Source organism: Mesorhizobium sp. M8A.F.Ca.ET.165.01.1.1 (genome assembly GCF_004792065.1).
In the GTDB taxonomy this organism is placed as follows: domain Bacteria; phylum Pseudomonadota; class Alphaproteobacteria; order Rhizobiales; family Rhizobiaceae; genus Mesorhizobium.
In genome coordinates this window covers 63,632-84,567 of record NZ_SRTH01000006.1, presented here as the reverse complement: position 1 = coordinate 84,567, position 20,936 = coordinate 63,632, and the positions used below count along the sequence as shown (strand labels likewise).

General features: G+C 64.4%; 21 protein-coding genes. 4 read left to right on the top strand and 17 right to left on the bottom strand.

Translation table 11 applies throughout. The features are described 5' to 3' along the window. Window positions 1–65: 65 nt before the first annotated feature. The 3 genes from EN808_RS18270 to rplS form a co-directional block, all read right to left on the bottom strand. Window positions 66–566: a MarR family winged helix-turn-helix transcriptional regulator gene (locus EN808_RS18270; protein WP_127872826.1), complete on the bottom strand. Its 501-nt coding sequence runs from the start codon at window positions 564–566 to the stop codon at window positions 66–68. Continuing rightward, window positions 563–976 (bottom strand): organic hydroperoxide resistance protein, encoded by a 414-nt coding sequence (locus EN808_RS18265; RefSeq protein WP_127276798.1) that lies wholly within the window; start codon window positions 974–976, stop codon window positions 563–565. Before EN808_RS18265 ends, EN808_RS18270 begins: the two co-directional genes overlap by 4 nt. A gap of 439 nt (window positions 977–1,415) precedes the next feature. Beyond that, window positions 1,416–1,964, bottom strand: a complete 549-nt coding sequence (gene rplS, locus EN808_RS18260; protein WP_096451662.1) for a 50S ribosomal protein L19 — start codon at window positions 1,962–1,964, stop codon at window positions 1,416–1,418. A gap of 338 nt (window positions 1,965–2,302) precedes the next feature. Here rplS and EN808_RS18250 point away from each other — a divergent pair, with 338 nt between their 5' ends. Next, a complete protein-coding gene (locus EN808_RS18250; protein WP_127281190.1) occupies window positions 2,303–3,055 on the top strand; it encodes a sulfite exporter TauE/SafE family protein in 753 nt (250 codons plus the stop codon). On the opposite strand, the gene trmD is transcribed toward EN808_RS18250, so the two are convergent. Then, window positions 3,037–3,735: a tRNA (guanosine(37)-N1)-methyltransferase TrmD gene (gene trmD, locus EN808_RS18245; RefSeq protein WP_127872825.1), complete on the bottom strand. Its 699-nt coding sequence runs from the start codon at window positions 3,733–3,735 to the stop codon at window positions 3,037–3,039. The two genes, EN808_RS18250 and trmD, sit on opposite strands and share 19 nt — an antisense overlap. After that, window positions 3,732–4,331 carry a ribosome maturation factor RimM gene (gene rimM / locus EN808_RS18240; RefSeq protein ID WP_127276297.1) on the bottom strand — a complete coding sequence of 200 codons (600 nt, stop codon included), beginning with the start codon at window positions 4,329–4,331 and terminating at the stop codon, window positions 3,732–3,734. The genes trmD and rimM overlap by 4 nt, the downstream gene beginning before the upstream one ends. A gap of 115 nt (window positions 4,332–4,446) precedes the next feature. On the opposite strand from rimM, the gene EN808_RS18235 reads away from it, so the two are divergent. Together EN808_RS18235 and EN808_RS18230 are read left to right on the top strand one after the other, a co-directional pair. Further along, the gene (locus EN808_RS18235) at window positions 4,447–5,385 is read left to right on the top strand and encodes a tyrosine recombinase XerC (RefSeq protein ID WP_135916572.1); all 939 of its coding nucleotides are present in this window, start codon (window positions 4,447–4,449) and stop codon (window positions 5,383–5,385) included. Between the two features lie 62 nt (window positions 5,386–5,447). Continuing rightward, complete coding sequence (locus EN808_RS18230) at window positions 5,448–6,518, top strand: TraB/GumN family protein (protein ID WP_127276291.1); 1,071 nt, start codon at window positions 5,448–5,450, stop codon at window positions 6,516–6,518. A gap of 3 nt (window positions 6,519–6,521) precedes the next feature. Here EN808_RS18230 and EN808_RS37795 read toward each other — a convergent pair whose 3' ends face one another. The 11 genes from EN808_RS37795 to mdh all read right to left on the bottom strand — a co-directional run bounded on the left by EN808_RS37795 (window position 6,522) and on the right by mdh (window position 18,899). Beyond that, complete coding sequence (locus EN808_RS37795) at window positions 6,522–7,298, bottom strand: DUF2867 domain-containing protein (RefSeq protein WP_335930844.1); 777 nt, start codon at window positions 7,296–7,298, stop codon at window positions 6,522–6,524. A 465-nt stretch (window positions 7,299–7,763) separates the two neighbouring features. Continuing rightward, entirely contained in the window at window positions 7,764–9,170 is a 1,407-nt protein-coding gene (lpdA, locus tag EN808_RS18215; protein WP_135916571.1) for a dihydrolipoyl dehydrogenase, read from the bottom strand. A 24-nt stretch (window positions 9,171–9,194) separates the two neighbouring features. Further along, on the bottom strand, window positions 9,195–9,950 hold the full coding sequence (locus EN808_RS18210) for an SDR family oxidoreductase (protein ID WP_135916570.1): 756 nt from the start codon (window positions 9,948–9,950) through the stop codon (window positions 9,195–9,197). Then, window positions 9,947–10,456 carry a hypothetical protein gene (locus EN808_RS18205; RefSeq protein ID WP_245511785.1) on the bottom strand — a complete coding sequence of 170 codons (510 nt, stop codon included), beginning with the start codon at window positions 10,454–10,456 and terminating at the stop codon, window positions 9,947–9,949. The genes EN808_RS18210 and EN808_RS18205 overlap by 4 nt, the downstream gene beginning before the upstream one ends. A 38-nt stretch (window positions 10,457–10,494) precedes the next feature. After that, window positions 10,495–11,772 (bottom strand): 2-oxoglutarate dehydrogenase complex dihydrolipoyllysine-residue succinyltransferase, encoded by a 1,278-nt coding sequence (gene odhB / locus EN808_RS18200; protein WP_127276283.1) that lies wholly within the window; start codon window positions 11,770–11,772, stop codon window positions 10,495–10,497. 46 nt (window positions 11,773–11,818) lie between these two features. After that, window positions 11,819–14,803 carry a 2-oxoglutarate dehydrogenase E1 component gene (locus tag EN808_RS18195; protein ID WP_135883795.1) on the bottom strand — a complete coding sequence of 995 codons (2,985 nt, stop codon included), beginning with the start codon at window positions 14,801–14,803 and terminating at the stop codon, window positions 11,819–11,821. 97 nt (window positions 14,804–14,900) lie between these two features. Then, on the bottom strand, window positions 14,901–15,803 hold the full coding sequence (gene sucD, locus EN808_RS18190; RefSeq protein WP_127276279.1) for a succinate--CoA ligase subunit alpha: 903 nt from the start codon (window positions 15,801–15,803) through the stop codon (window positions 14,901–14,903). Between the two features lie 12 nt (window positions 15,804–15,815). Then, window positions 15,816–16,313 (bottom strand): DUF1579 family protein, encoded by a 498-nt coding sequence (locus tag EN808_RS18185; RefSeq protein WP_135916569.1) that lies wholly within the window; start codon window positions 16,311–16,313, stop codon window positions 15,816–15,818. A 2-nt stretch (window positions 16,314–16,315) separates the two neighbouring features. Beyond that, window positions 16,316–16,687, bottom strand: a complete 372-nt coding sequence (locus EN808_RS18180; protein WP_135916568.1) for a cupin domain-containing protein — start codon at window positions 16,685–16,687, stop codon at window positions 16,316–16,318. Window positions 16,688–16,691: 4 nt separating this feature from the next. Continuing rightward, window positions 16,692–17,885, bottom strand: coding sequence for an ADP-forming succinate--CoA ligase subunit beta (gene sucC, locus EN808_RS18175; RefSeq protein WP_127872821.1), 1,194 nt, complete (start codon window positions 17,883–17,885; stop codon window positions 16,692–16,694). 45 nt (window positions 17,886–17,930) lie between these two features. After that, the gene (gene mdh, locus EN808_RS18170; RefSeq protein ID WP_135916567.1) at window positions 17,931–18,899 is read right to left on the bottom strand and encodes a malate dehydrogenase; all 969 of its coding nucleotides are present in this window, start codon (window positions 18,897–18,899) and stop codon (window positions 17,931–17,933) included. A 215-nt stretch (window positions 18,900–19,114) separates the two neighbouring features. Between mdh and EN808_RS18165 the strand changes: the two genes are divergently transcribed. Next, the gene (locus EN808_RS18165) at window positions 19,115–19,540 is read left to right on the top strand and encodes a GNAT family N-acetyltransferase (RefSeq protein WP_135916566.1); all 426 of its coding nucleotides are present in this window, start codon (window positions 19,115–19,117) and stop codon (window positions 19,538–19,540) included. A gap of 67 nt (window positions 19,541–19,607) precedes the next feature. Here the strand turns inward: EN808_RS18165 and zapE are convergent, their stop codons facing one another. Then, window positions 19,608–20,828, bottom strand: a complete 1,221-nt coding sequence (zapE, locus tag EN808_RS18160; protein WP_135916565.1) for a cell division protein ZapE — start codon at window positions 20,826–20,828, stop codon at window positions 19,608–19,610. Window positions 20,829–20,936 lie beyond the last annotated feature (108 nt).

Genomic DNA, 20,936 nt, shown 5'->3' with positions numbered 1-20,936 from the left:
CGTTACGCGTCAACGTGGATTCCCGTGCTTCTGGGAGGCGGTTTTGAGGACAGTCCTTGCCGCGATCAATCTTGGTCAATCGTGGCTTCGCGCAATCCCGCGACCAGGCGGGTGAGCGTGCCGTGTAGGGTTTTGAGCTCGGTCCGCTCCAGCGGCATGCCGCAATCGAGCGCGGTCTGCACATCCTTCATGTTCGCGCGCAGGGCCTGGCCCTTGGCCGTCGGCTCGACCAGCACCCGGCGCTCATCGGCGGCATCGCGCCGGCGGGTGACGAGCCCGCCCGCCTCCATCCGCTTGAGCAGCGGCGTCAGCGTCGCCGAATCCAGGCCGAGCGCCTCGCCAAGGTCGCCCACCGTGCTCGGCGCGCGTTCCCACAGCGCCAGCATCACCAGATATTGCGGATAGGTCAGGCCAAGCGGATCGAGCAGCGGCCGGTAGAGCTTAGTCATCAGCCCGCTCGCCGAATAGAGCGCGAAGCAGAGCTGCTGATCGAGCCGTGGCACGGGGATCGCCCCGGCGGCTTCCGCCGGGACTTCGCTGGCTTTCGTTTCGACCTTTGCCGTCATACCGCCTTTACCGAAAGCGCCACTTCGACATTGCCCCTGATGGCGTTCGAATAGGGGCAAATCTGATGCGCCGCCGATACAAGCGCTTCCGCGGCCGCCTGATCAAGGCCTTTCGTCTCCGCCGCCAACGCGACGCCGAGCCTGAAGCCCTCGCCATTGGGAAGCAGGCTGACCGTGGAGGTTACCGCGGCATCCGCGAGCGGCAGCTTCTGCTTGCGCGCGACGAAGCGGACGGCGCTTTCGAAGCAGGCGGCATAGCCGATGGCGAAGAGCTGCTCGGGATTGGTGGCGCCGCCCGGCCCGCCGAGCTCCTTGGGCATCGCCAGGTCGACCTTGAGCAAACCGTCAGCGGTCTCGCCATGGCCGGCGCGGCCGCCGGTGACGCGAGCCTGTGTGGTGTAGAGTGCCATATCGTAGTCTCCAATTAATTTGTACACGATTAGTTAGTACACAATATAATCAGGCGTCAAGCTCCCTGCCGCTGTGTTTTCGCTATCTTAGAGGATGGGAATCCCAGACTTCGTCATCCTAGGGTGTAGCAGTCGCGAAGCGACGTCGCGGAAACCCTAGGATCCATGCCGTGATGGTCAACCTAGCACAGCGGTTCAGATGGGGTCGCGCTCACCGGAGCCAGCTCTGCACCGTAGCGGCGCTCAGAAGTTGCGGCATGGATCCTCGGGTCTGCGCCGCGTCGCTTCGCTCCTTGCTTCGCCCGTGGATGACGACACACAGATGTCTCGGCCAATCGCCAAGGTGTCCGTAAACACGAAGAACCACGGTAGAATGCCTGGCTGTTCGCCAAAACGAAAAAGGCGGCCGAAGCCGCCTTTTGAATGGATTTCCGAAACCTTATTCGGCCGGAGTGGCTTCCGCGGCGGCCTTGGCTGCTTCGGCCTCGGCGGCCGCCTTCTTCTCGGCGGCTTCCTTGGCGGCCGTCTCGGCGGCCAGCGCCTGGGCGGCGGCGACCTTCTCGGCCTCGATGCGGGCCTTCTCGGCGTTCAGCGCATCGCGCTCCTCATCGTTGAGCTTGCGGGCGCGCACGCCGGTGTTTTCCGAAATACGGGCCGACTTGCCGCGACGGTCGCGCAGGTAATAGAGCTTGGCGCGGCGCACCTTGCCGCGGCGCACGATCTCGACGCCTTCGACCATCGGCGAGAACACCGGAAACACGCGCTCGACGCCTTCGCCATAGGAGATCTTGCGGACGGTGAAATTTTCCTGGAAGCCGGAACCGGCGCGGGCGATGACGACGCCCTCATAGGCCTGGACGCGGGTGCGGGTGCCTTCGGTCACGCGGACCTGGACGCGCACGGTGTCGCCGGGCTGGAATTCGGGAAGCTTGCGCTTGGCTTCGATCTTGGCGGCCTGTTCGGCCTCGAGCTGACGGATGAGATCCATCTTGAAATCCACTTCTTGTTCTTCCGACAGTCAGAGCGCCCTACGCTTGCCTTGCCGTTCCATTGACCGCTCGGCTATGCCCTTTGTCTCCAAGACAATTGTCTTTAATACATCGGACAGGGGCGACTACACCGTCATTGTTGACGGGTCCGGAAGATTGTTCTTGCCGGTACGGGCGGGCACATACAGCTATTTCGGCGCTTTGTCACGCCTTGGCCATGCATTTTTTGCCGGCATGGCTCCCGGCATGGCACCATCGTAATCCTGTCGTGCCGGGTTGCGCCGGTCCGGCAAGCTTCCTAAGCCAGAAATAGCACAGTTCTTCACGGCGGCCTTCCATGTCAGTCTTCGATGCCATCCTGCTCTTCCTGGCGGGCTTTCTGTCAGGCGCCGCCAACGCGGTCGCCGGCGGCGGCACCTTCATCACCTTTGGCGCCATGACATTGATCGGCGTGCCGCCGATCGTCGCCAACGCCACCTCCTCGGTAACGCAATTTCCCGGCTACATCACCTCGACGCTCGCCTACTGGGACGACATCAGGCACTTCTGGCGCGGCGCGCTGCTGCTCTGCCTGATCTCCGCCATCGGCGCCATGGCCGGCGCGCTGATTCTGCTCGCGCTCGACAATCCATCCTTTCGGGCATTGGTGCCATGGCTGCTTTTGGGCGCGACCGCGCTGTTTGCCGCCGGACCATGGCTGAAGCCGGCGCCGAAAGCCGGACACGAAGCGGCCGTGGGCTCGCTCGCCGGTTCGCTGGCGCAGTTCATCACCGCCATCTATGGCGGCTTCTTCGGCGCCGGCATGGGCGTGATGATGCTGGCAACGCTCGGTCTGACCCAGGCCGGCGACTACCACCGGCTGAACGCGCTGAAGAACATGCTGGCCGTGGTCATCGCGGCAGTCGCCATCGTCGTCTTCGTCTCGGGCGGTGTCGTCGCCTGGCCGCAGGCGATCGTCATGATCCCGGGCGGAGCGCTGGGCGGCTATGCCGGCGTCTGGATCGCCAAGCGCGTGCCGCAGAACGCGGTGCGCGGCTTCGTCGTCGCCGTCGGCCTGTTTCTGGCTTTTTACTATTTCACCAAGGGCTGAGCGCTCAAAAGATCGGGCCGCCTCTCCTTCGTCAGCCGCTCTGACTGGTCCCGCCGCCATTCGGCGATCTTCTTGTGATTTCCGGAGATCAGTACGTCCGGAATCGGCCTGCCCTCGAACTCTTGCGGCCGCGTGTAATGCGGATGTTCGAGCAGGCCGTTCTCGAAACTCTCTTCCTCGCCGGAGACCGCATTGCCCATCACGCCGGGCAACAGCCGCACCACCGCGTCGAGCAGCACGAGTGCTGCCGGTTCGCCGCCCGACAGGATGAAATCGCCGATCGAGACTTCCTCTAGGCCCCGCGCGTCGATCACCCGCTGGTCGACGCCTTCGAAGCGGCCACACAGGATGACAGCGCCCGGCCCGGCGGCGAGTTCGCGCACGCGCGCCTGCGTCAGTGGTTTGCCGCGCGGGCTCATCAGCAGGCGGGGGCGCGCATCTCCCGGCGGCGAGGCATGGTCGATCGCCTTCGCCAGCACATCGGCGCGCATCACCATGCCGGCGCCGCCGCCGGCCGGCGTGTCGTCGACGGTGCGGTGGCGGTCGGTGGCGAAGTCGCGGATCTGGATCGCATCAAGCGACCAGGTGCCCGCCTCCAGCGCCCGCCCGGCCAGCGACAGGCCGAGCGCGCCCGGAAACATCTCGGGATAGAGCGTCAGCACCGACGCGGCAAAGCTCACCGGTTGCCCCCGGCGTCACGCGGTCCGCGCGGCCGGCCCTTGGGATCGAAATCGTCCTCGCGCGGCGCCTCGCCATCCTCGTCCTCGACCAGGCCGGCCGCCACCGGGTCGACGCGGACGAACCCCTCGGCGATCGACACGGCAGGCACGGCGGCCTGCGTGAACGGGATCAGCACGCCCTTGCGCCCGGCGAGCGTCACATCGAGGATGTCGCCGCCGCCGAAATTGTGCACCGCGACGACCTTGCCGATGGCAGCACCGGTATCATCCCGGATTTCCAGCCCGATCAGGTCGGCATGGTAGAATTCGTCCTCCTCGCCATCGTCCGGCAGCATCGAACGGTCGACGAACAGCTCCGTGCCGGCGAGCGCTTCGGCCGCGTTGCGGTCGCTGACGCCCTTGAAGCGCACCACGACAACGGTGTTGGCGGGCCTTATGTCGGTGATCTGGAAGGCACGGCCGTCCCTGGCGTAGAGCGGCCCGTAGTCTGCCAGCGCCATTGGATCGCCGGTGAAGGTTTTCACCCGGAGCTCGCCCTTGATGCCGTGGGCGGCACCGATCACGGCCATCTGGACGGGGTTTTGGAGCTTGCTCATGGCGAAAAATCCTTTGTCCCTGCTCTAGCGCCGCCCCGCCGTCATTTCAATGACGGGCTCTTCACCGCTTCCTAACCCGGCTGCCGGAAAATGACCGCGAACCGGAACAGACCCGATGCAGGAATTCCTCATACCGGCAAAACCCGATCTCCAGGCGGCGCGTGAAAACTGGCTGAAGATGCTGGCGCGCGAACGCCGGCTGTCGCCGCAAACCGTCGAGGCGTATGAGCGCGATTCTCGCCAGTTCCTGCACTTCCTCACCGGCCATATCGGCGGACCGCCCGGCATTTCCGATATCGCCAATCTGCGCCCGGCCGATCTGCGCGGATTCCTCGCCACCCGGCGCAATGCCGGCGCCGGCGCTCGCACGCTCGGCCGCGGGCTGGCAGGCATCCGCTCGCTGCTGCGATTCCTCGAACGGCGAGGCCTGGCCAATGCGGCGGGCGCCGCGGCCCTGCGGGCGCCACGCCAGCCCAAATCGCTGCCCAAGCCGCTGACGGCGAGCGATGCCAGGCAGGTGGTCTCCGTCGAGGGTCAACTGGCCGAAGAACCCTGGATCGCCGCCCGCAACGCCGCCGTGCTGACGCTGCTCTACGGCTCGGGCCTGCGCATTTCGGAAGCGCTTGGCCTCAGCGCCGCCGATTTGGCATCTGAAGCCTACACCGTGCTGCGCGTCACCGGCAAGGGCGGCAAGACGCGGCTGGTGCCGGTGCTGCCGGTCGCGCTCAGGGCTATCGCCGAATACCGCCGGCTCTGTCCCTACCATCTCGATCCAAAGGAGTTGCTGTTTCGGGGCGCGCGCGGCGGCCCGCTCAACCCGGCCATCATCCAGCGCGACATGGCAAAACTGCGCTCGGCGCTCAACCTGCCCGATACAGCGACACCGCATGCCTTGCGCCATTCCTTCGCCACTCATCTGCTCGGCCGAGGCGGCGATCTGCGCACCATCCAGGAATTGCTCGGCCACGCCAGCCTGTCGACGACGCAGATCTACACCGGCGTCGACACGACGAGACTGCTGGAAATCTACGAATCGGCCCATCCCAGAGCCTGAACCCTTCAATTTTGCCGTCCCGATTAACGGTTTTGCCGCTTTTCGGTCCTAGGAATGGGATCATGAAACGCGTCATCGCCATCGCCGACCGTGCAGCTTCCATCTCGCTGAAGCTGCTTGTCGCGCTCAACGTGCTGTTTTTCCTATCCTTCCTTGCTGTCCTGCTGTTCGCGGCCGGCAGGGCGCACGCGGAAATCCCGACCTGCACTGGCGCCGACATGCTGTCGGCCTTGCAGAAGGGCAGCCCCGCCACCTACGACAAGATCGAGGCGGAGGCCGCTGCCACGCTCAACGGCAAGGGTCTGCTGTGGAAGCTGGAAAAATCAGGCGAACAGCCATCCTACCTGTTCGGCACCATGCACATGACCGATCCGCGCGTCACCACGCTGCCGGCCTATGCACAGAAGGCCTTTGACGCCGCCGGCACCCTCATCATCGAGACCACCGACGTGCTCGACAAGCAGAAGATGATGACGGCGATGCTGAAGGAGCCGGACCTGATGATGTTCACCGACTCCACGACGCTGTCGTCATTGCTGTCGCCGGACGAGGCGGCAGCCATGAACGCCGCGCTCGACGCGCGCGGCATCCCGCCGGCAACGGTCGCCAAGATGAAGCCGTGGATGCTGTCGGCCATGATGGCGCTTCCGGCTTGCGAACTCGCCCGCCAGTCCAGCGGAGCGCCGGTGCTTGACGTCAAGCTGGCCGAGAGCGCCAAGGCGGCGGGCAAGCCGGTGGAAGGATTGGAAACAGCCGAGAGCCAGCTGCGCGCCATGGCTTCGCTGCCGCTCGCCTTTCACATGAAGGGTCTGGTCGACACGCTGAAGCTGGGCGACAAGGTCAACGACATCAACGAGACCATGATCGTGCTCTACCAGCGTGGCGACACCGGCATGTTCTGGCCGCTGTTCCGCGCCGCCATGCCCGACGAGCAGAACGACCCTGCGGGCTACGCCGCCTTCGAGGAGACCATGATCACCAGCCGCAACAAGGTGATGGTCGATCATGCCGGGCCGATCCTGGCCAAGGGCAACGCCTTCATGGCGGTCGGCGCGCTGCATCTTCCCGGTCCCGAGGGACTGGTCGAGGATTTCCGCAAAGCCGGCTATACCGTCACGGCGGTGGGGCTTTAAGCCCTATTTGATCAAGACCTGAGCCAGCATCGCCGGAACGATGATGCGGTGAAACGGCATGATGATGGCGAGATAGGTCCGCCCAAGCAGATTATGCGTCTTCACGATCGTCGACGCAGCCACCTCCTGCCGGCCCGCGCCGAGATCGTTCACCTCCACCAGGATGCGGAAATCGAGATGCCGGTCGTCCAGCCCAAGGACGACCCTGCCATGTGTCTGGCTGATGAGCGGAAATATGCCGATCCTGCTTTCCGGCGGCGCGTCGGGTTCCGCCCCCGTTTTCAGCCCAAATGGCCTGACGGCGAGGTTGCGCAGCTGCGTCAGCAGGCCGACCCATCCCGGTGTCCGCCCCAGCACGCGTTCGGCCGCGCCAATGGCGGTCAGGGCAAGGCCATCGGTTATCAGCACATATCGGTCGGCGAACTGAGCGCCGGCAAGAGCACCTTCGGGATCAGGAAAAGTCCGTGCAGTGGGCGTCATACCGGCAAATCCCTCGTAACCAACGATAGCATCCGCTGGTGTGGCTGGCTGCGTGGCGAAACGCCGCCTGACCGACGCTTTCATCGCGGTCGGCGGGCCGCACTTCCCGATCCAGAGGGACTGGTCGAGGATTTTCGTAAAGCCGGCTATACTGTCGCCGCTGTCAATTGAGTCGGATGGCAACTGGCGGATCTGCCCGTCGTATTTTCGGCGTGTCCCTTCGCTAGCGTGAAACCTGTTCAACGATAGCGCGTTGATGTCTGTTGATTGATAATTTTCATCCACGGAGGACACTTTCATGGCGAACACACCAAACGACACTCCCAGGCCAAGCGGCGGCGGCGGCAGCCCTTGGCTGATTGCCCTGGTCGTCGTTATTCTGGCGATTGTCGCGTATTACGTTTTCGGAAGAAGCGGCGAGCACCCGGCACCCGCAGAGCCGCCAGCAGCCAGCACACCGGCCCCGGCGCCCGCGCCGGCTGAACCGATGAAGCCTGCCGAACCGGCCAAGCCAGCCGAACCGGCGCCCGCGCCCGCCCCGGCTCCTGCACCAGCGCCCGCGCCGGCCCCAGCGCCGGCCCCCGCGCCAGCTCCGGCACCGGCTCCGGCACCGGCCAACTGATCGGCTCGATATCAAAGACGAACGGCCCGCCGAATGGCGGGCCGTTTTGTTTTGGGCGACGGGCACGGGGTGTTTTGAGATTCAGGGCAGGCCGAACCGACCCGTCGTTCGCAGGCCGGCATCACCTGAATATCAAGACAACCCTAAATGTGGATCGGCTTGAAGAACGTGGCCAGCGCCGCTTCCTTCACCGCTTCCGACATCGTCGGATGCGCGTGGCAGGTGCGGGCCAGATCCTCCGACGAGCCGCCGAACTCCATCAGCACCGCCGCCTCATGGATCATCTCGCCGGCGCCGAAGCCGACGATATGCACGCCGAGCACGCGGTCGCTCTGCTTGTCGGCGAGGATCTTCACGAAACCGTCGGTGTGCAGCATGGCGCGGGCGCGGCCGTTGGCGGTGAAGGGGAATTTGCCGACCTTGTAGTCGATGCCGGCCTTCTTCAGCTCCTCCTCGCTCTTGCCGACCGAGGCGATTTCCGGACTGGTGTAGACGACGCTCGGTATGACATCATAGTTCACGTGGCCGGCCTGGCCGGCGATGGTTTCGGCCACCGCCACGCCCTCGTCCTCGGCCTTGTGCGCCAGCATCGGCCCGGCGATGACATCGCCGATGGCATAGATGCCGGGCACGTTGGTCCTGAGATGCCCATCGGTCTTGACCCGGCCGCGCTCGTCGACCTCGACGCCCGCTTCCTTCAGCCCAAGGCTGTCTGAAAAGGCGCGGCGCCCGGTCGAGATCAGCACGACGTCGGCATCGATGGTCTCAGCCGCCCCGCCCTTCACCGGTTCGAAGGTGACGGTCGCGCCCTTCTTGGCCCTGGCGACGCCGGTGACCTTGGCGCCGAGCTTGAACTCGAAACCCTGCTTGGAGAGCAGCCGCTGGAACTGTTTCGACACCTCGCCGTCCATGCCGCCCAAGATGGTGTCGAGGAACTCGACCACGGTGACCTTGGCGCCGAGCCGTGCCCAGACCGAGCCGAGCTCGAGCCCGATGACACCGCCGCCGACCACCACCAGATGGCCGGGAACCTTCTCCAACGACAGTGCGCCCGTCGACGACACGATCACCTTCTCGTCGAAGTCGACCTTGACGCCGGGAATGCCGGCGACGTCGGAGCCGGTGGCGATGACGATGTTCCTGGTCTCGATCTCCTCGACCTTGCCGTCCTCGCCGGTCACCGAGACCTTGCCGGCGGCGACAACCTTGCCGGTGCCGCGGAAGGCATCGATCTTGTTCTTCTTGAACAGGAAGGCGACGCCGTTGACGTTGGCCGACACCGTCGCGTCCTTGTGCGCCATCATCTTCTTCAGGTTCAGCTTGGGCGCCGGTATCTCGACGCCGAGCGTGTCGAAGGAATGGCCGGCCTCGGCGAACATCTCCGAGGCATGAAGCAGCGCCTTGGACGGGATGCAGCCGATGTTGAGACAGGTGCCGCCGAAGGTAGCGTTCTTCTCGACCACCGCGACCTTCAGCCCGAGCTGTGCCGCCTTGATGGCGCAGACATAGCCGCCCGGTCCAGAGCCGATGATAACCACGTCATAAGCCATGTTTGTTTCCCTTTTGCTTGGGGCTCAGCGGCCGCCGCTGACATTCAGGATCGCGCCCGTCGTATAGGACGCGGCGTCGGATAAAAGATAGAGGACCGCGCCCGCGACTTCATCCGCGGTACCGGCTCTTTTCATCGGCAGCAGGTCGCGGAACCGTTCGATGCGGTCGGGCTGGCCGCCGGAGGCGTGGATTTCGGTGTCGATGATCCCAGGCCGCACCGCATTGACGCGGATGCCTTCCAGAGCCACCTCGCGGGCAAGCCCGACGGTGAAGGTGTCGATGGCGCCCTTGGAGGCGGCATAGTCGACATATTCACCCGGCGAGCCCAGCATCGCCGCCGCCGAAGAGATGTTGACGATCGCGCCGCCCGAACCGCCATGCCGCGTCGACATGCGCTTGACCGCCTCCCGGGCACACAGGAACGAGCCCACGACGTTGATGCGCATCATGCGCTCAAGCCGCGACACATCCATCTCGTCGACGCGCGCCTTGACGTCGACGATGCCGGCATTGTTGACGAAGGCATCGAGCCTGCCAAAGGCGCGGTCGACGGCGCCGAACATGGCCACGATGTCGGTTCCCTTGCCGATATCGCCCCTGACGGCAACAGCGTCGCCGCCGCCGGCCTTGATCTCGGCAACCAGCGCATCGGCGGCAGCCTTGTTGGAGGCGTAATTGACCGCGACACGATAGCCGGCCTTGGCTCCGAGCCGGCAGATAGCGGCGCCGATGCCGCGGCTGCCGCCAGTGACCAGCAGCACTTTTTGCATCGTGGTCATTCCTGGCACCCCTTCATCGAGAACACATCCGAGGGCACTTTCGAGAAGCCGGTGCCGCCGCCGTAGGCTCGGGATTGCCTGAGCACTGGCCCGAGATCGGGCAGGATCAGCGTCTTTGGCGCCTCTACGCCCTCGGCCGGCAACAGGCCGACAGCGCCCTTGTCATCGGCCGTATAGATGACGCCGTTCCACAGCGTGCAGGCGGCAAGCTCGGCGCCGGTCACGTCACCCTCCGGGCATTTGTACATCAGCGCGCCGTTTGGCCGCGATACGTCCTGGGTCCACATGACGATGCCGTTCAGCACCACATTGTTGTCGAGGATCAAGCGAAACGTGTTGGTGACTGTGGCCGAGGTGCCTGTCGGGGTGAAGTCGATCTCGGCGCCACTTTGTGCATCGCCGTAAACGGCAAGCTCGATTGGACAGGCGGCCTGGGCATTTGCAACAGGCGCGAGAATGCCGGCCACCAGCACGACCGGTCCGGCGAGCCCAAGCAAACGGGCCATCATTGGCCACCCCTGCCGCAACCCGCCATCCGACCGCCTCAGAGATCAAGCACCAGCCGTTCCGGATCCTCCAGGCTTTCCTTGACCCGCACCAGGAAGGTCACCGCTTCCTTGCCGTCGACGATGCGGTGATCGTAGCTGAGCGCCAGATACATCATCGGCCGGATCACGATCTGGCCGCCGACCACGACCGGCCGGTCCTGGATCTTGTGCATGCCGAGAATGCCCGACTGCGGCGCGTTGAGGATCGGCGTCGACATCAGCGAGCCATAGACGCCGCCATTGGAGATGGTGAAGGTGCCGCCCTGCATGTCGGCGACCGACAGCTTCCCGTCGCGCGCGGCGATACCCAGCCGGCCGATATCCTTCTCGATCTCGGCGATCGACATCTGATCGGCATTGCGCACGACCGGAACCACGAGACCCTTTTCGGTGCCGACCGCGACGCCGATATGGGCATAGTTCTTGAAGATGATGTCGGTGCCGTCGATCTCGGCATTGACCGAGGGGATTTCCTTCAGCGCGTGCGTGACGGCCTTGGTGAAGAAACCCATGAAGCCGAGCTTCACGCCGTGCTTCTTCTCGAACACGTCCTTGTATTTGGTCCTGAGCGCCATCACCGCCGACATGTCGACTTCGTTGAAGGTGGTCAGCATGGCGGCGGTCGACTGCGCTTCCTTCAGCCGGCGCGCGATGGTCTGACGCAGCTTGGTCATGCGCACGCGCTCCTCGCGCGAAGCATCGTCGCCGGACGACGGCGCGCGCACGGCAACCGGTGCCGGCGCCGCCTTTGGCGTTTCGGCCGGCTGCGACGGCGCGCCCTTGGAGATGGCATCGAGCACGTCGCCCTTCAGCACCTGGCCACGCTTGCCCGAGCCGGAAAGCTGGTCGACCGACAGATTGTTCTCGGCGATCAGTTTTGCCGCGGCCGGCGCCGGCGGCATGGTGCGTGGCTCGACCGAGCCGGCATCGCCGGCAACCTTGGCGGTCTCGGCCGCGGCCTGCTTGGTAGTCTGCGCCGCGTCGGGGCTGGACGCCTGCGCCACCGCTTGCGGCTTGGTCGCGGGAGCAGCCGCCCCACCGCCCGAAATCGACCCGAGCAGAGCGCCGACGCCGACCGTCTCACCTTCTTTTACAGTGATTTCGCCGAGCGTGCCGGCGGCGGCGGCAGGCACTTCCACCGTCACCTTGTCGGTCTCGAGCTCGACCAGCGGCTCGTCGGCGGCAATGGCATCGCCGACCTTCTTGAACCATTTGCCGACGGTCGCTTCGGTGACGGATTCGCCCAGGGTGGGGACGCGGATTTCGGTAGCCATTGTGCCTGTCCGTTCTTTCGGTTCTGTTCTATTCGCCCAGTTCTGCCTATTCGCCGAGCGCGTCTTCGAGCAAGGCGGCGAGCTGGGCAAGGTGCTTTGACATCAGGCCGGTCGCCGGCGACGCGGCCGCGGGACGGCCGGTGTAGCGCACCCGCTGATGCTTGGCGTCGATATGCGCCAGCACCCATTCCAGATACGGATCGATGAACGACCAGGCGCCCATGTTCTTGGGTTCCTCCTGGCACCACACCATCTCGGCGTTCCGGAAGCGTGACAGCTCGGTGATCAGCGCCTTGGCCGGGAACGGGTAGAGCTGTTCGACGCGCAGCAGGTAGATGTCGTTGATGCCGCGCTTCTCGCGCTCCTCGTAGAGGTCGTAATAGACCTTGCCCGAGCACAGCACGACGCGGCGGATCTTGGAATCCTTGGTGAGCTTGATCGCCTGGTTGGGCAGCAGCTGGGCATCGTCCCACAGCAGCCGGTGGAACGAGCTTTCGCCCGAGATTTCCGGCAGCGTCGACACCGCCCGCTTGTGGCGCAGCAGCGACTTCGGCGTCATCAGGATCAGCGGCTTGCGGAAGTCGCGCTTCAGCTGCCGGCGCAAGATGTGGAAGTAGTTGGCCGGCGTCGTGCAGTTGGCGACCTGCATGTTGTCTTCGGCGCAAAGCTGCAGGAAGCGTTCCAGCCGGGCCGAGGAATGCTCCGGGCCCTGGCCTTCATAGCCGTGCGGCAGCAGGCAGACGAGGCCCGACATTCTGAGCCACTTGCGCTCGCCCGACGAGATGAACTGGTCGAACACCACCTGGGCGCCGTTGGCGAAGTCGCCGAACTGCGCCTCCCACAAGGTCAGCGCCTTCGGCTCGGCCAGGCTGTAGCCATATTCGAAGCCCAGCACCGCCTCTTCCGACAGCATCGAGTTGATGACTTCGTAGCCGGCCTGCGCCGCCGACAGATTGTTGAGCGGGATGTAGCGGGTCTCGTCGCGCTGATCGTAAAGCACGGAATGGCGCTGCGAGAAGGTGCCGCGCTCGGAATCCTGGCCCGAAAGCCGGATCGGGTTGCCGTCGAGCAGGATGGCGCCGAAGGCCAGCGCCTCCGCCGTCGACCAGTCGATACCTTCGCCGGACTCGATCGCCTGACGCCGGTTCTCGAGGAAGCGGATGATCGTCTTGTGCGCCTCGAAATCCTTCGGCACCTCGGTCAGCTTCTTGCCGATTTCCTTCAGCGTCTTGACCGGCACGGCGGTCTTGCCGCGCCGCTGTTCGTCTTGGTTGTCGGCCGTGCGCAGGCCCGACCAGGCGCCGTCGAGCCAGTCGGCCTTGTTGGGCTTGTAGGCCTGGCCGACTTCCCATTCGGCTTCCAGATGCGCGCGCCAATCGGCCTTGAGCTGGTCGAGTTCGGCCTGGGTGATGTGGCCTTCGGCGATCAGCCGGTCGCCATAGATCTGCACCGTCGTCTTGTGGGTGCGGATGTTGCGGTACATGAGCGGCTGCGTGAAGGCCGGCTCGTCGCCCTCATTGTGGCCGAAGCGGCGGTAGCAGAACATGTCCACGACCACCGGCTTGTGGAACTTCATGCGAAACTCGATCGCCACCTTGGTGGCGTGCACCACGGCTTCCGGGTCGTCGCCATTGACGTGGAAGATCGGCGCCTCGATCATCTTGGCGACGTCGGACGGATAAGGCGACGAGCGCGAGAAACGCGGATTGGTGGTGAAGCCGATCTGGTTGTTGATGATGAAGTGCAGCGTGCCGGCGACGCGGTGGCCGCGCAGGCCCGACAGGCCGAGGATTTCGGCGATCACGCCCTGGCCGGCGAAAGCGGCGTCGCCGTGCAGCAAGAGCGGCAGCACCTTGGCGCGCTCTTCCAGCGGCACGATCTCCTCGCGGCCGCGGCCGAACAGATAATCCTGCTTGGCCCGCGCCTTGCCCATCACCACCGGGTCGACGATTTCCAGATGCGAGGGGTTGGCGGTCAGCGACAGGTGCACCTTGTTGCCGTCGAACTCACGGTCGGACGAGGCGCCGAGATGGTACTTCACGTCGCCCGAGCCTTCGACCTCGTCGGGGGCGGCCGAGCCGCCCTTGAACTCGTGGAAGATGGCGCGGTGCGGCTTGGCCATGACCTGGGAAAGCACGTTCAGCCGGCCGCGATGGGCCATGCCGAGCACGATTTCCTTCATGCCAAGCTGGCCGCCGCGCTTGACGATCTGCTCCAGCGCCGGGATCAGCGATTCGCCGCCGTCCAGGCCGAAGCGCTTGGTGCCCTTGTACTTGACGTCGATGAACTGCTCGAAGCCTTCCGCCTCGACCAGCTTCTGCAGGATCGCCTTCTTGCCGGTGGCGGTGAAGGAAATCTCCTTGTCGGCGCCTTCGATACGCGCCTGGATCCAGGCTTTCTCCTCGGGATCGGAAATATGCATGAACTCGACGCCGAGCGTCGAGCAATAGGTGCGGGTGAGTATCTCCAGCATCTGCCGGATGCTGCCGAATTCGAGCCCAAGCACATTGTCGAGGAAGATCGGCCGGTCGTAGTCGGCTTCGGTGAAGCCGTAATTCTCCGGCGACAGCTCGTTATAGTCTTCGAGCTTGGCAATGCCGAGCGGGTCGAGATTGGCGTGCAGATGGCCGCGCATGCGGAAGGCGCGGATCATCATGATGGCACGCACCGAATCGCGCGTCGCCTGGTGCACGTCGGCGTCGGACAGCACGACCCCGTTGGTGACCGCCTTGTCCTTGACCTTCTTTTCCAGGTGCTTCTCGACAATGCCCCAATTGCCGTCGAGCGCGGACACCAGTTCGCCATTGGCCTGCAGCGGCCAGGAGGGTTTTGCCCAGGAAGCGCCCTTGGCGTTCCTGCGCACATCACCGGCATCGTCCTTCAGACCCGCGAAGAACTCCTGCCACTCGGGATTGACCGAAGCGGGATCGTCCTCATAGGCGGCGTAGAGCGCGTCGATATAATCGGCATTGCCGCCATAGAGGAAAGAGGTGAGCGAAAACTGGTCGTTGGCCTGATCTTGTCGTGCCATTTTTGTCCGCGGAGCCTGGCTCCGTCTCCTTTTGAAGGGAATGGTGAGCAGTCAGCTGCTACTCACCGTTAGTCCCTATTCACTACTGCCTACTCACTTAACCCTTGATCGCCTCGACCAAGGTCGTGCCCAGCCGCGCCGGCGAGGGCGAAACCTTGATGCCTGCCGATTCCATCGCCGCGATCTTGTCTTCGGCGCCGCCCTTGCCGCCGGAGATGACCGCGCCCGCATGACCCATGGTACGGCCGGCCGGCGCGGTGCGCCCGGCGATGAAGCCCGCCATCGGTTTCCTGCGGCCGCGCTTGGCCTCGTCCTTGAGGAACTGCGCGGCGTCTTCCTCAGCCGAGCCGCCGATCTCGCCGATCATGATGATCGACTTCGTCTCGTCGTCGGCAAGGAACATCTCGAGCATGTCGATGAACTCGGTGCCCTTGACGGGATCGCCGCCGATGCCGACGGCGGTGGTCTGGCCGAGGCCGACATTGGTGGTCTGGAACACAGCCTCATAGGTAAGCGTTCCCGAGCGCGAAACAACGCCGACCGAGCCCTTGCGGAAGATGTTGCCGGGCATGATGCCGATCTTGCATTCGTCGGGGGTGAGCACGCCCGGGCAGTTCGGCCCGATCAGCCGCGACTTGGAGCGGTCGAGCCGCGCCTTGACCTTGACCATGTCCATCACCGGGATGCCTTCGGTGATGCAGACGATGAGCGGGATTTCTGCCTCGATCGCCTCGATGATGGCTTCGCCCGCGCCCGCCGGCGGCACGTAGATGACGGAGGCATTGGCGCCCGTCCTTTCCTTGCCTTCGGCGACAGTGGCGAAGATCGGCAGGCTCTCGCCCTTCGAGCCGTTCCAGGTCTCGCCGCCCTTCTTGGGATGGATGCCGCCGACCATCTTTGTCCCGTGATAGGCCAGCGCCTGTTCGGTATGGAACGTGCCGGTCTTGCCGGTCAGGCCCTGCACCAGCACCTTGGTGTTCTTGTCGACGAGAATGGACATCGGAGCCCTTTTCTAAAAACCGTTGATCGAGGAAGGCGAGACGCGCCGGTAGACGCCGCTCACCATGTCTTGCCAGCCATCGCTGCCGGCGGGTTTGAATTGCAATCGCATGCGGTAGGCGTCGGCATCGTCGAAAATATACGTCACGCGCGCAAAACCGCGCGGCGACGACCGTTCCAGATTGAGTTCACTGTCGTTCCATATGCCGGTGGCAGGCGACACCGGCACGAAGCCCATCGAATCGAACTGGTGCATGGTGACGACGCCATTTTGCTGGTCGAAACCAAACACGGTGTGCGAACCAAACGAAATCGTGCCGTCGCGGCGCTGGCGATAACGCTGCACCACGAACTGGCCGCCGAACTGTGCCTCAGCCAGCACTTCGCTGGTCGCCGCGCCGCCATCGGCCCATTGTGTATCCGCCACCTCTTCTTCGCCGCGCCACGCACCGACCAGCGCCTGCAGGCGCTGGTGATCGGCCGAGAGCGAAGAGAAGGACGCCGCGTTCATGGTCAGAGCCGCTTCAGATCGGTGACGGTCAGATCGCTCTTGGCATTGCCGGTATTGAGCGTCGTCGCCGGCTCGAACATCAGCACCACGGGCTCTGATGTCAGCGAGCGCGGCCGGTGCTCGACGCCGCGCGGCACGACGATGAAGTCGCCCTCGCCGAGCTCGACCGGCCCATCGCGAAAATCGATGGCGATCCTGCCCCGCAGCACCAGGAAAGCTTCGTCCTCATTGTCATGCGCGTGCCAGTCGAAGGCCTCGCCGAACTTGGCGACCTTGGCCTGGCTGTCATTGACGTCGCCGGCGACATGCGGATCGAAGACTTTCGTGATCTTGCGATCCGCCGCCTCGACCAGGTTTATCTTGCGCGGAGGCACCGGCTCAGCCCTGCACCGCCGCAACGATCTTCTTGGCCGCGTCGTCGAGATCGTCGGCGGACACGACGTTCAGGCCGCTGTCGTTGATGATCTTCTTGCCGAGCTCGGCATTGGTGCCTTCAAGGCGCACCACCAGCGGCACCTTCAGGCCGACTTCCTTGACCGCGGCGATCACGCCTTCGGCGATGATGTCGCACTTCATGATGCCGCCGAAGATGTTGATCAGGATGCCCTTCACCGCCGGGTCCTTGGTGATGATCTTGAACGCCGCCGTCACCTTCTCCTTCGACGCGCCGCCGCCGACATCGAGGAAGTTGGCGGGCTCGGCGCCATAGAGCTTGATGATGTCCATGGTCGCCATGGCAAGGCCGGCGCCGTTGACCATGCAGCCGATATTGCCGTCGAGCGCGACATAGGCGAGGTCGTATTTCGACGCCTCGATCTCCTTCTCGTCCTCTTCGGTGGTGTCGCGCAGTTCCATCAGGTCGGGGTGGCGAAACAGCGCGTTGTTGTCGAACGAAACCTTGGCGTCGAGCACGCGCAGCCGGCCGTTCTTCATGACGATCAGCGGGTTGACCTCGAGCAGGCTCATATCCTTCTCGACAAAGGCCTTGTAGAGGATCGGGAACAGCGTGCCGCCATCCTTGGCCGCGTCGCCGTCGAGCTTCAGCGCGCCATTGAGCGCCTTGACATCATCCGCCGTCACGCCCTTTTCCGGATCGATGGCGACGGTGATGATCTTTTCCGGCGTGTCGTGGGCAACACCCTCGATGTCCATGCCGCCTTCGGTCGAGACGACGAAAGCGATGCGGCCGACCGAACGGTCGACCAGGATCGACAGATAAAGCTCGCGCTCGATATCGGCGCCGTCCTCGATATAGAGACGGTTGACCTGCTTGCCGGCCGGGCCGGTCTGCTTGGTCACTAGCGTGTGGCCGAGCATCTCATTGGCGTTGGCGACCACCTCGGCGACCGACTTCGCCAGCCGCACACCGCCCTTGGCGTCGGGGCCGAGCTCCTTGAATTTGCCCTTGCCACGGCCGCCGGCATGGATCTGACTCTTCACCACATAAAGCGGGCCGGGCAGCGCTTGCGCGGCGGCTTCCGCCTCGCTTGCCTTGAACACCGGCACGCCTTCGGCCACCGGCGCGCCAAAGCTCTTCAGCAGCGCCTTGCCTTGATATTCATGGATGTTCATGGGGAACTATCTCCAGGTCGTTTGCCGGGGGTGATGTTGGGGAGGTCACTTCGAGGCGAGTTGCGGCGCGATCTTGACGCAGGCCTCGGTCAGGCCCTGCACGGTCGCCACCGAGGTGTCGAACATCTTCTGCTCGGCCTTGTTGAGGTCGATCTCGATGACGCGCTCGACACCGCCGGCACCGATCACCACGGGAACGCCGACATAGGTGCCCTTGACGCCATACTGGCCGGAGAGGTGCGCCGCGCACGGCAGCACGCGCTTCTTGTCCTTGAGATAGGATTCGGCCATCTGGATCGCCGAGGCCGCCGGTGCGTAATAGGCCGAGCCGGTCTTCAAGAGGCCGACGATCTCGGCGCCGCCGTCGCGGGTGCGCTGCACGATCTGGTCGAGCTTTTCCTTCGAAGTCCAGCCCATCTTGATCAGGTCTGGAAGCGGAATGCCCGACACCGTCGAATAGCGGATCATCGGCACCATGGAATCGCCGTGGCCGCCGAGCACGAAGGCGGTGACGTCCTCGACCGAGACCTTGAACTCCTCGGCCAGGAAATAGCGGAAACGCGCGCTGTCCAGCACGCCGGCCATGCCGACGACATGGGTCTTGGGCAGGCCCGAAAACTTCTGCAGCGCCCACACCATGGCGTCCAGCGGATTGGTGATGCAGATGACGAAGGCCTTCGGCGCGTACTTCTTCAGCCCGGCGCCGACCTGCTCTATGACCTTCAGGTTGATGCCCAGCAGGTCGTCGCGGCTCATGCCCGGCTTGCGCGGCACGCCGGCGGTGACGATGCAGACATCAGCGCCCTCGATGCCGGCATAGTCGTTGACGCCGGTCAGCCGGGAATCGAAACCATCGACCGGCGATGACTGCGCGATATCGAGCCCCTTGCCCTGCGGAATACCCTCGGCAATATCGAACAGGACCACGTCGCCGAGATCCTTGAGGCCGATCATATGCGCGAGCGTGCCGCCGATCATGCCAGAGCCGATAAGCGCTATCTTGTTGCGTGCCATGTGAGGATGATTTCCCTTTGTCTGTGGCGACGCCAACACGGCGTCGAGGAAGAGGCCGGAATGCTGCGGGGAACCGCTGATATCGCCGCACCCAATAGCTCCGGTGAGAAATAAATTCAAACGATTATTTCAACCCCTGCATTTTCAATCGGTTAGAGCGTTTGGGATTTACGTAAACGTCAAAATTTGTAAGCCGACTTGGGAGAATTTACACAATGACGGTCGAGATCAGAAGGCTCTATCCCGGCGATGACGCCCTTGTGATGCGGGTTGCCGACGACGTGTTCGACGAGCCGGTGAGGCCCGATCGCCTGGCCAGTTATCTCGCGCAATCGGGCCATTTCATGATCGTCGCCCTCGTCGAGGGCCTTGTCGTCGGCCAATGCGCGGCGGTCATCCACCGCCATCCGGACAAGCCGACCGAACTTTATATCGACGAGGTCGGCGTCTCGCCGGCCTTCCGGCGCCAGGGCATTGCGCGCAAAATGCTCGACGCCATGTTCGCGCTCGGCAGGGAGCATGGCTGCGAGGAGGCCTGGGTCGGCACCGAACCTGACAATCTGCCGGCCCGAGCGCTTTACGAGGCGCGCAAGCCGCATGCCGAGGCGGAGAGCTTTGTGATGTATGTGTATCGACTTTAGCGGGACGATCGAAGCCCCGCTACCGCCGTCATCCCTAGGGTCCGCGCTCCGCTTGCGTCGCTTCGCCCTAGGATGACGAAGGCATGGTGGCCTGCGCCCGTGACGCGTCAGCCGGGGCAGCCTTCGCCTTCCGCCGCACGGCCCAATCGTCCAGCCAGTCGCGGCTCTGCATCTCGATCAGACGCGAGGCCGTGCGCTCGAATTCGAACACCTCGACGCCGCGCCTAGCCACATAAAGCTCGTGCGGCGGCGCATCCGCGCTCACCACCAGGCGCACATGATGGTCGTAGAGCGTATCGATCAACAGGATGAAGCGCTTGGCCTCGTTGCGCTTGCCTTCGCCCAGCACCGGGACATGGTCGATGAAGACGGTCGAAAACCGGCCGGCGATCGCCAGATAATCGCGCGCGCCGAGCGGCTTTTCGCACAGGTCGGCAAAGGAGAAGCGCGCCGCATCGCCGGCGGCGGCCGGCACGGCCACCTTGCGGCCCTTCAGCGTCAGCGACGTCTCGGCCGTCGGCGCCCCGTGCGTCATCGCCTGCCAGGCCTCGTCGAGCGCCTCGACGGCAGCCGCATCCGCCGGCATGACGTAGACAGGCGTGCGGGCAAGCTTTTCCAGCCGGTAGTCCTTGTCGCTGTCCAGCGACAGCACCTCAGCATGGCGTTTCAGTATGGCGATGAACGGCAGGAAGAGCTGGCGGTTCAACCCGTCACGGTAGAGGTCTTCAGGCGCCACGTTCGAGGTGGCGACGAGCACGACCCCACTGGCGAACAGTGCCGAGAACAGCCTGGACAGGATCATGGCGTCGGCGATGTCGGTGACCGAAAATTCATCGAAGCACAGCACCCAGGCCTGCTCGGCGAGCGCCTTGGCCACCGGCGGGATCGGATCGTCTTCCCTGACCGTGCCTTCCTTGCGCGCCTGCCGGTGCTTCTGGATGCGGTCCTGCACGTCGGCCATGAAGTCGTTGAAATGGACGCGGCGCTTGCGCCTGACCGGCAAGAGTTCGAAGAACATGTCCATCAGCATGGTCTTTCCGCGCCCGACGCCGCCATGGATGTAGAGGCCCTTGACCGCCTCCTGCGTCTCGCGCTTGCGGGCAAACAGCCAGCCCAGCGCGCTGGACTTTTGCGCAAGCCGCTTGGCCGAGATCTCGTCGGTCAGCCGGTCGAGCGCGGCGGCGATCTCCTCCTGCGCGGGGTCACGTCCGATCGCGCCTGATACCACCAGATGGTCGTAGCGCTGCCGGACGGTCGCATGGGTCTGGAGGCCGTCACGCAGATGCATCGGTCACGTCGTTGTTCGGAGCGGTATGCTCAAGAGAGAAGGTATGTTGAGATTCAGGCCAGGCCGAGCCGAAACGGCAGGAAGCCGCGATTCGCAGGCAGGCATCAC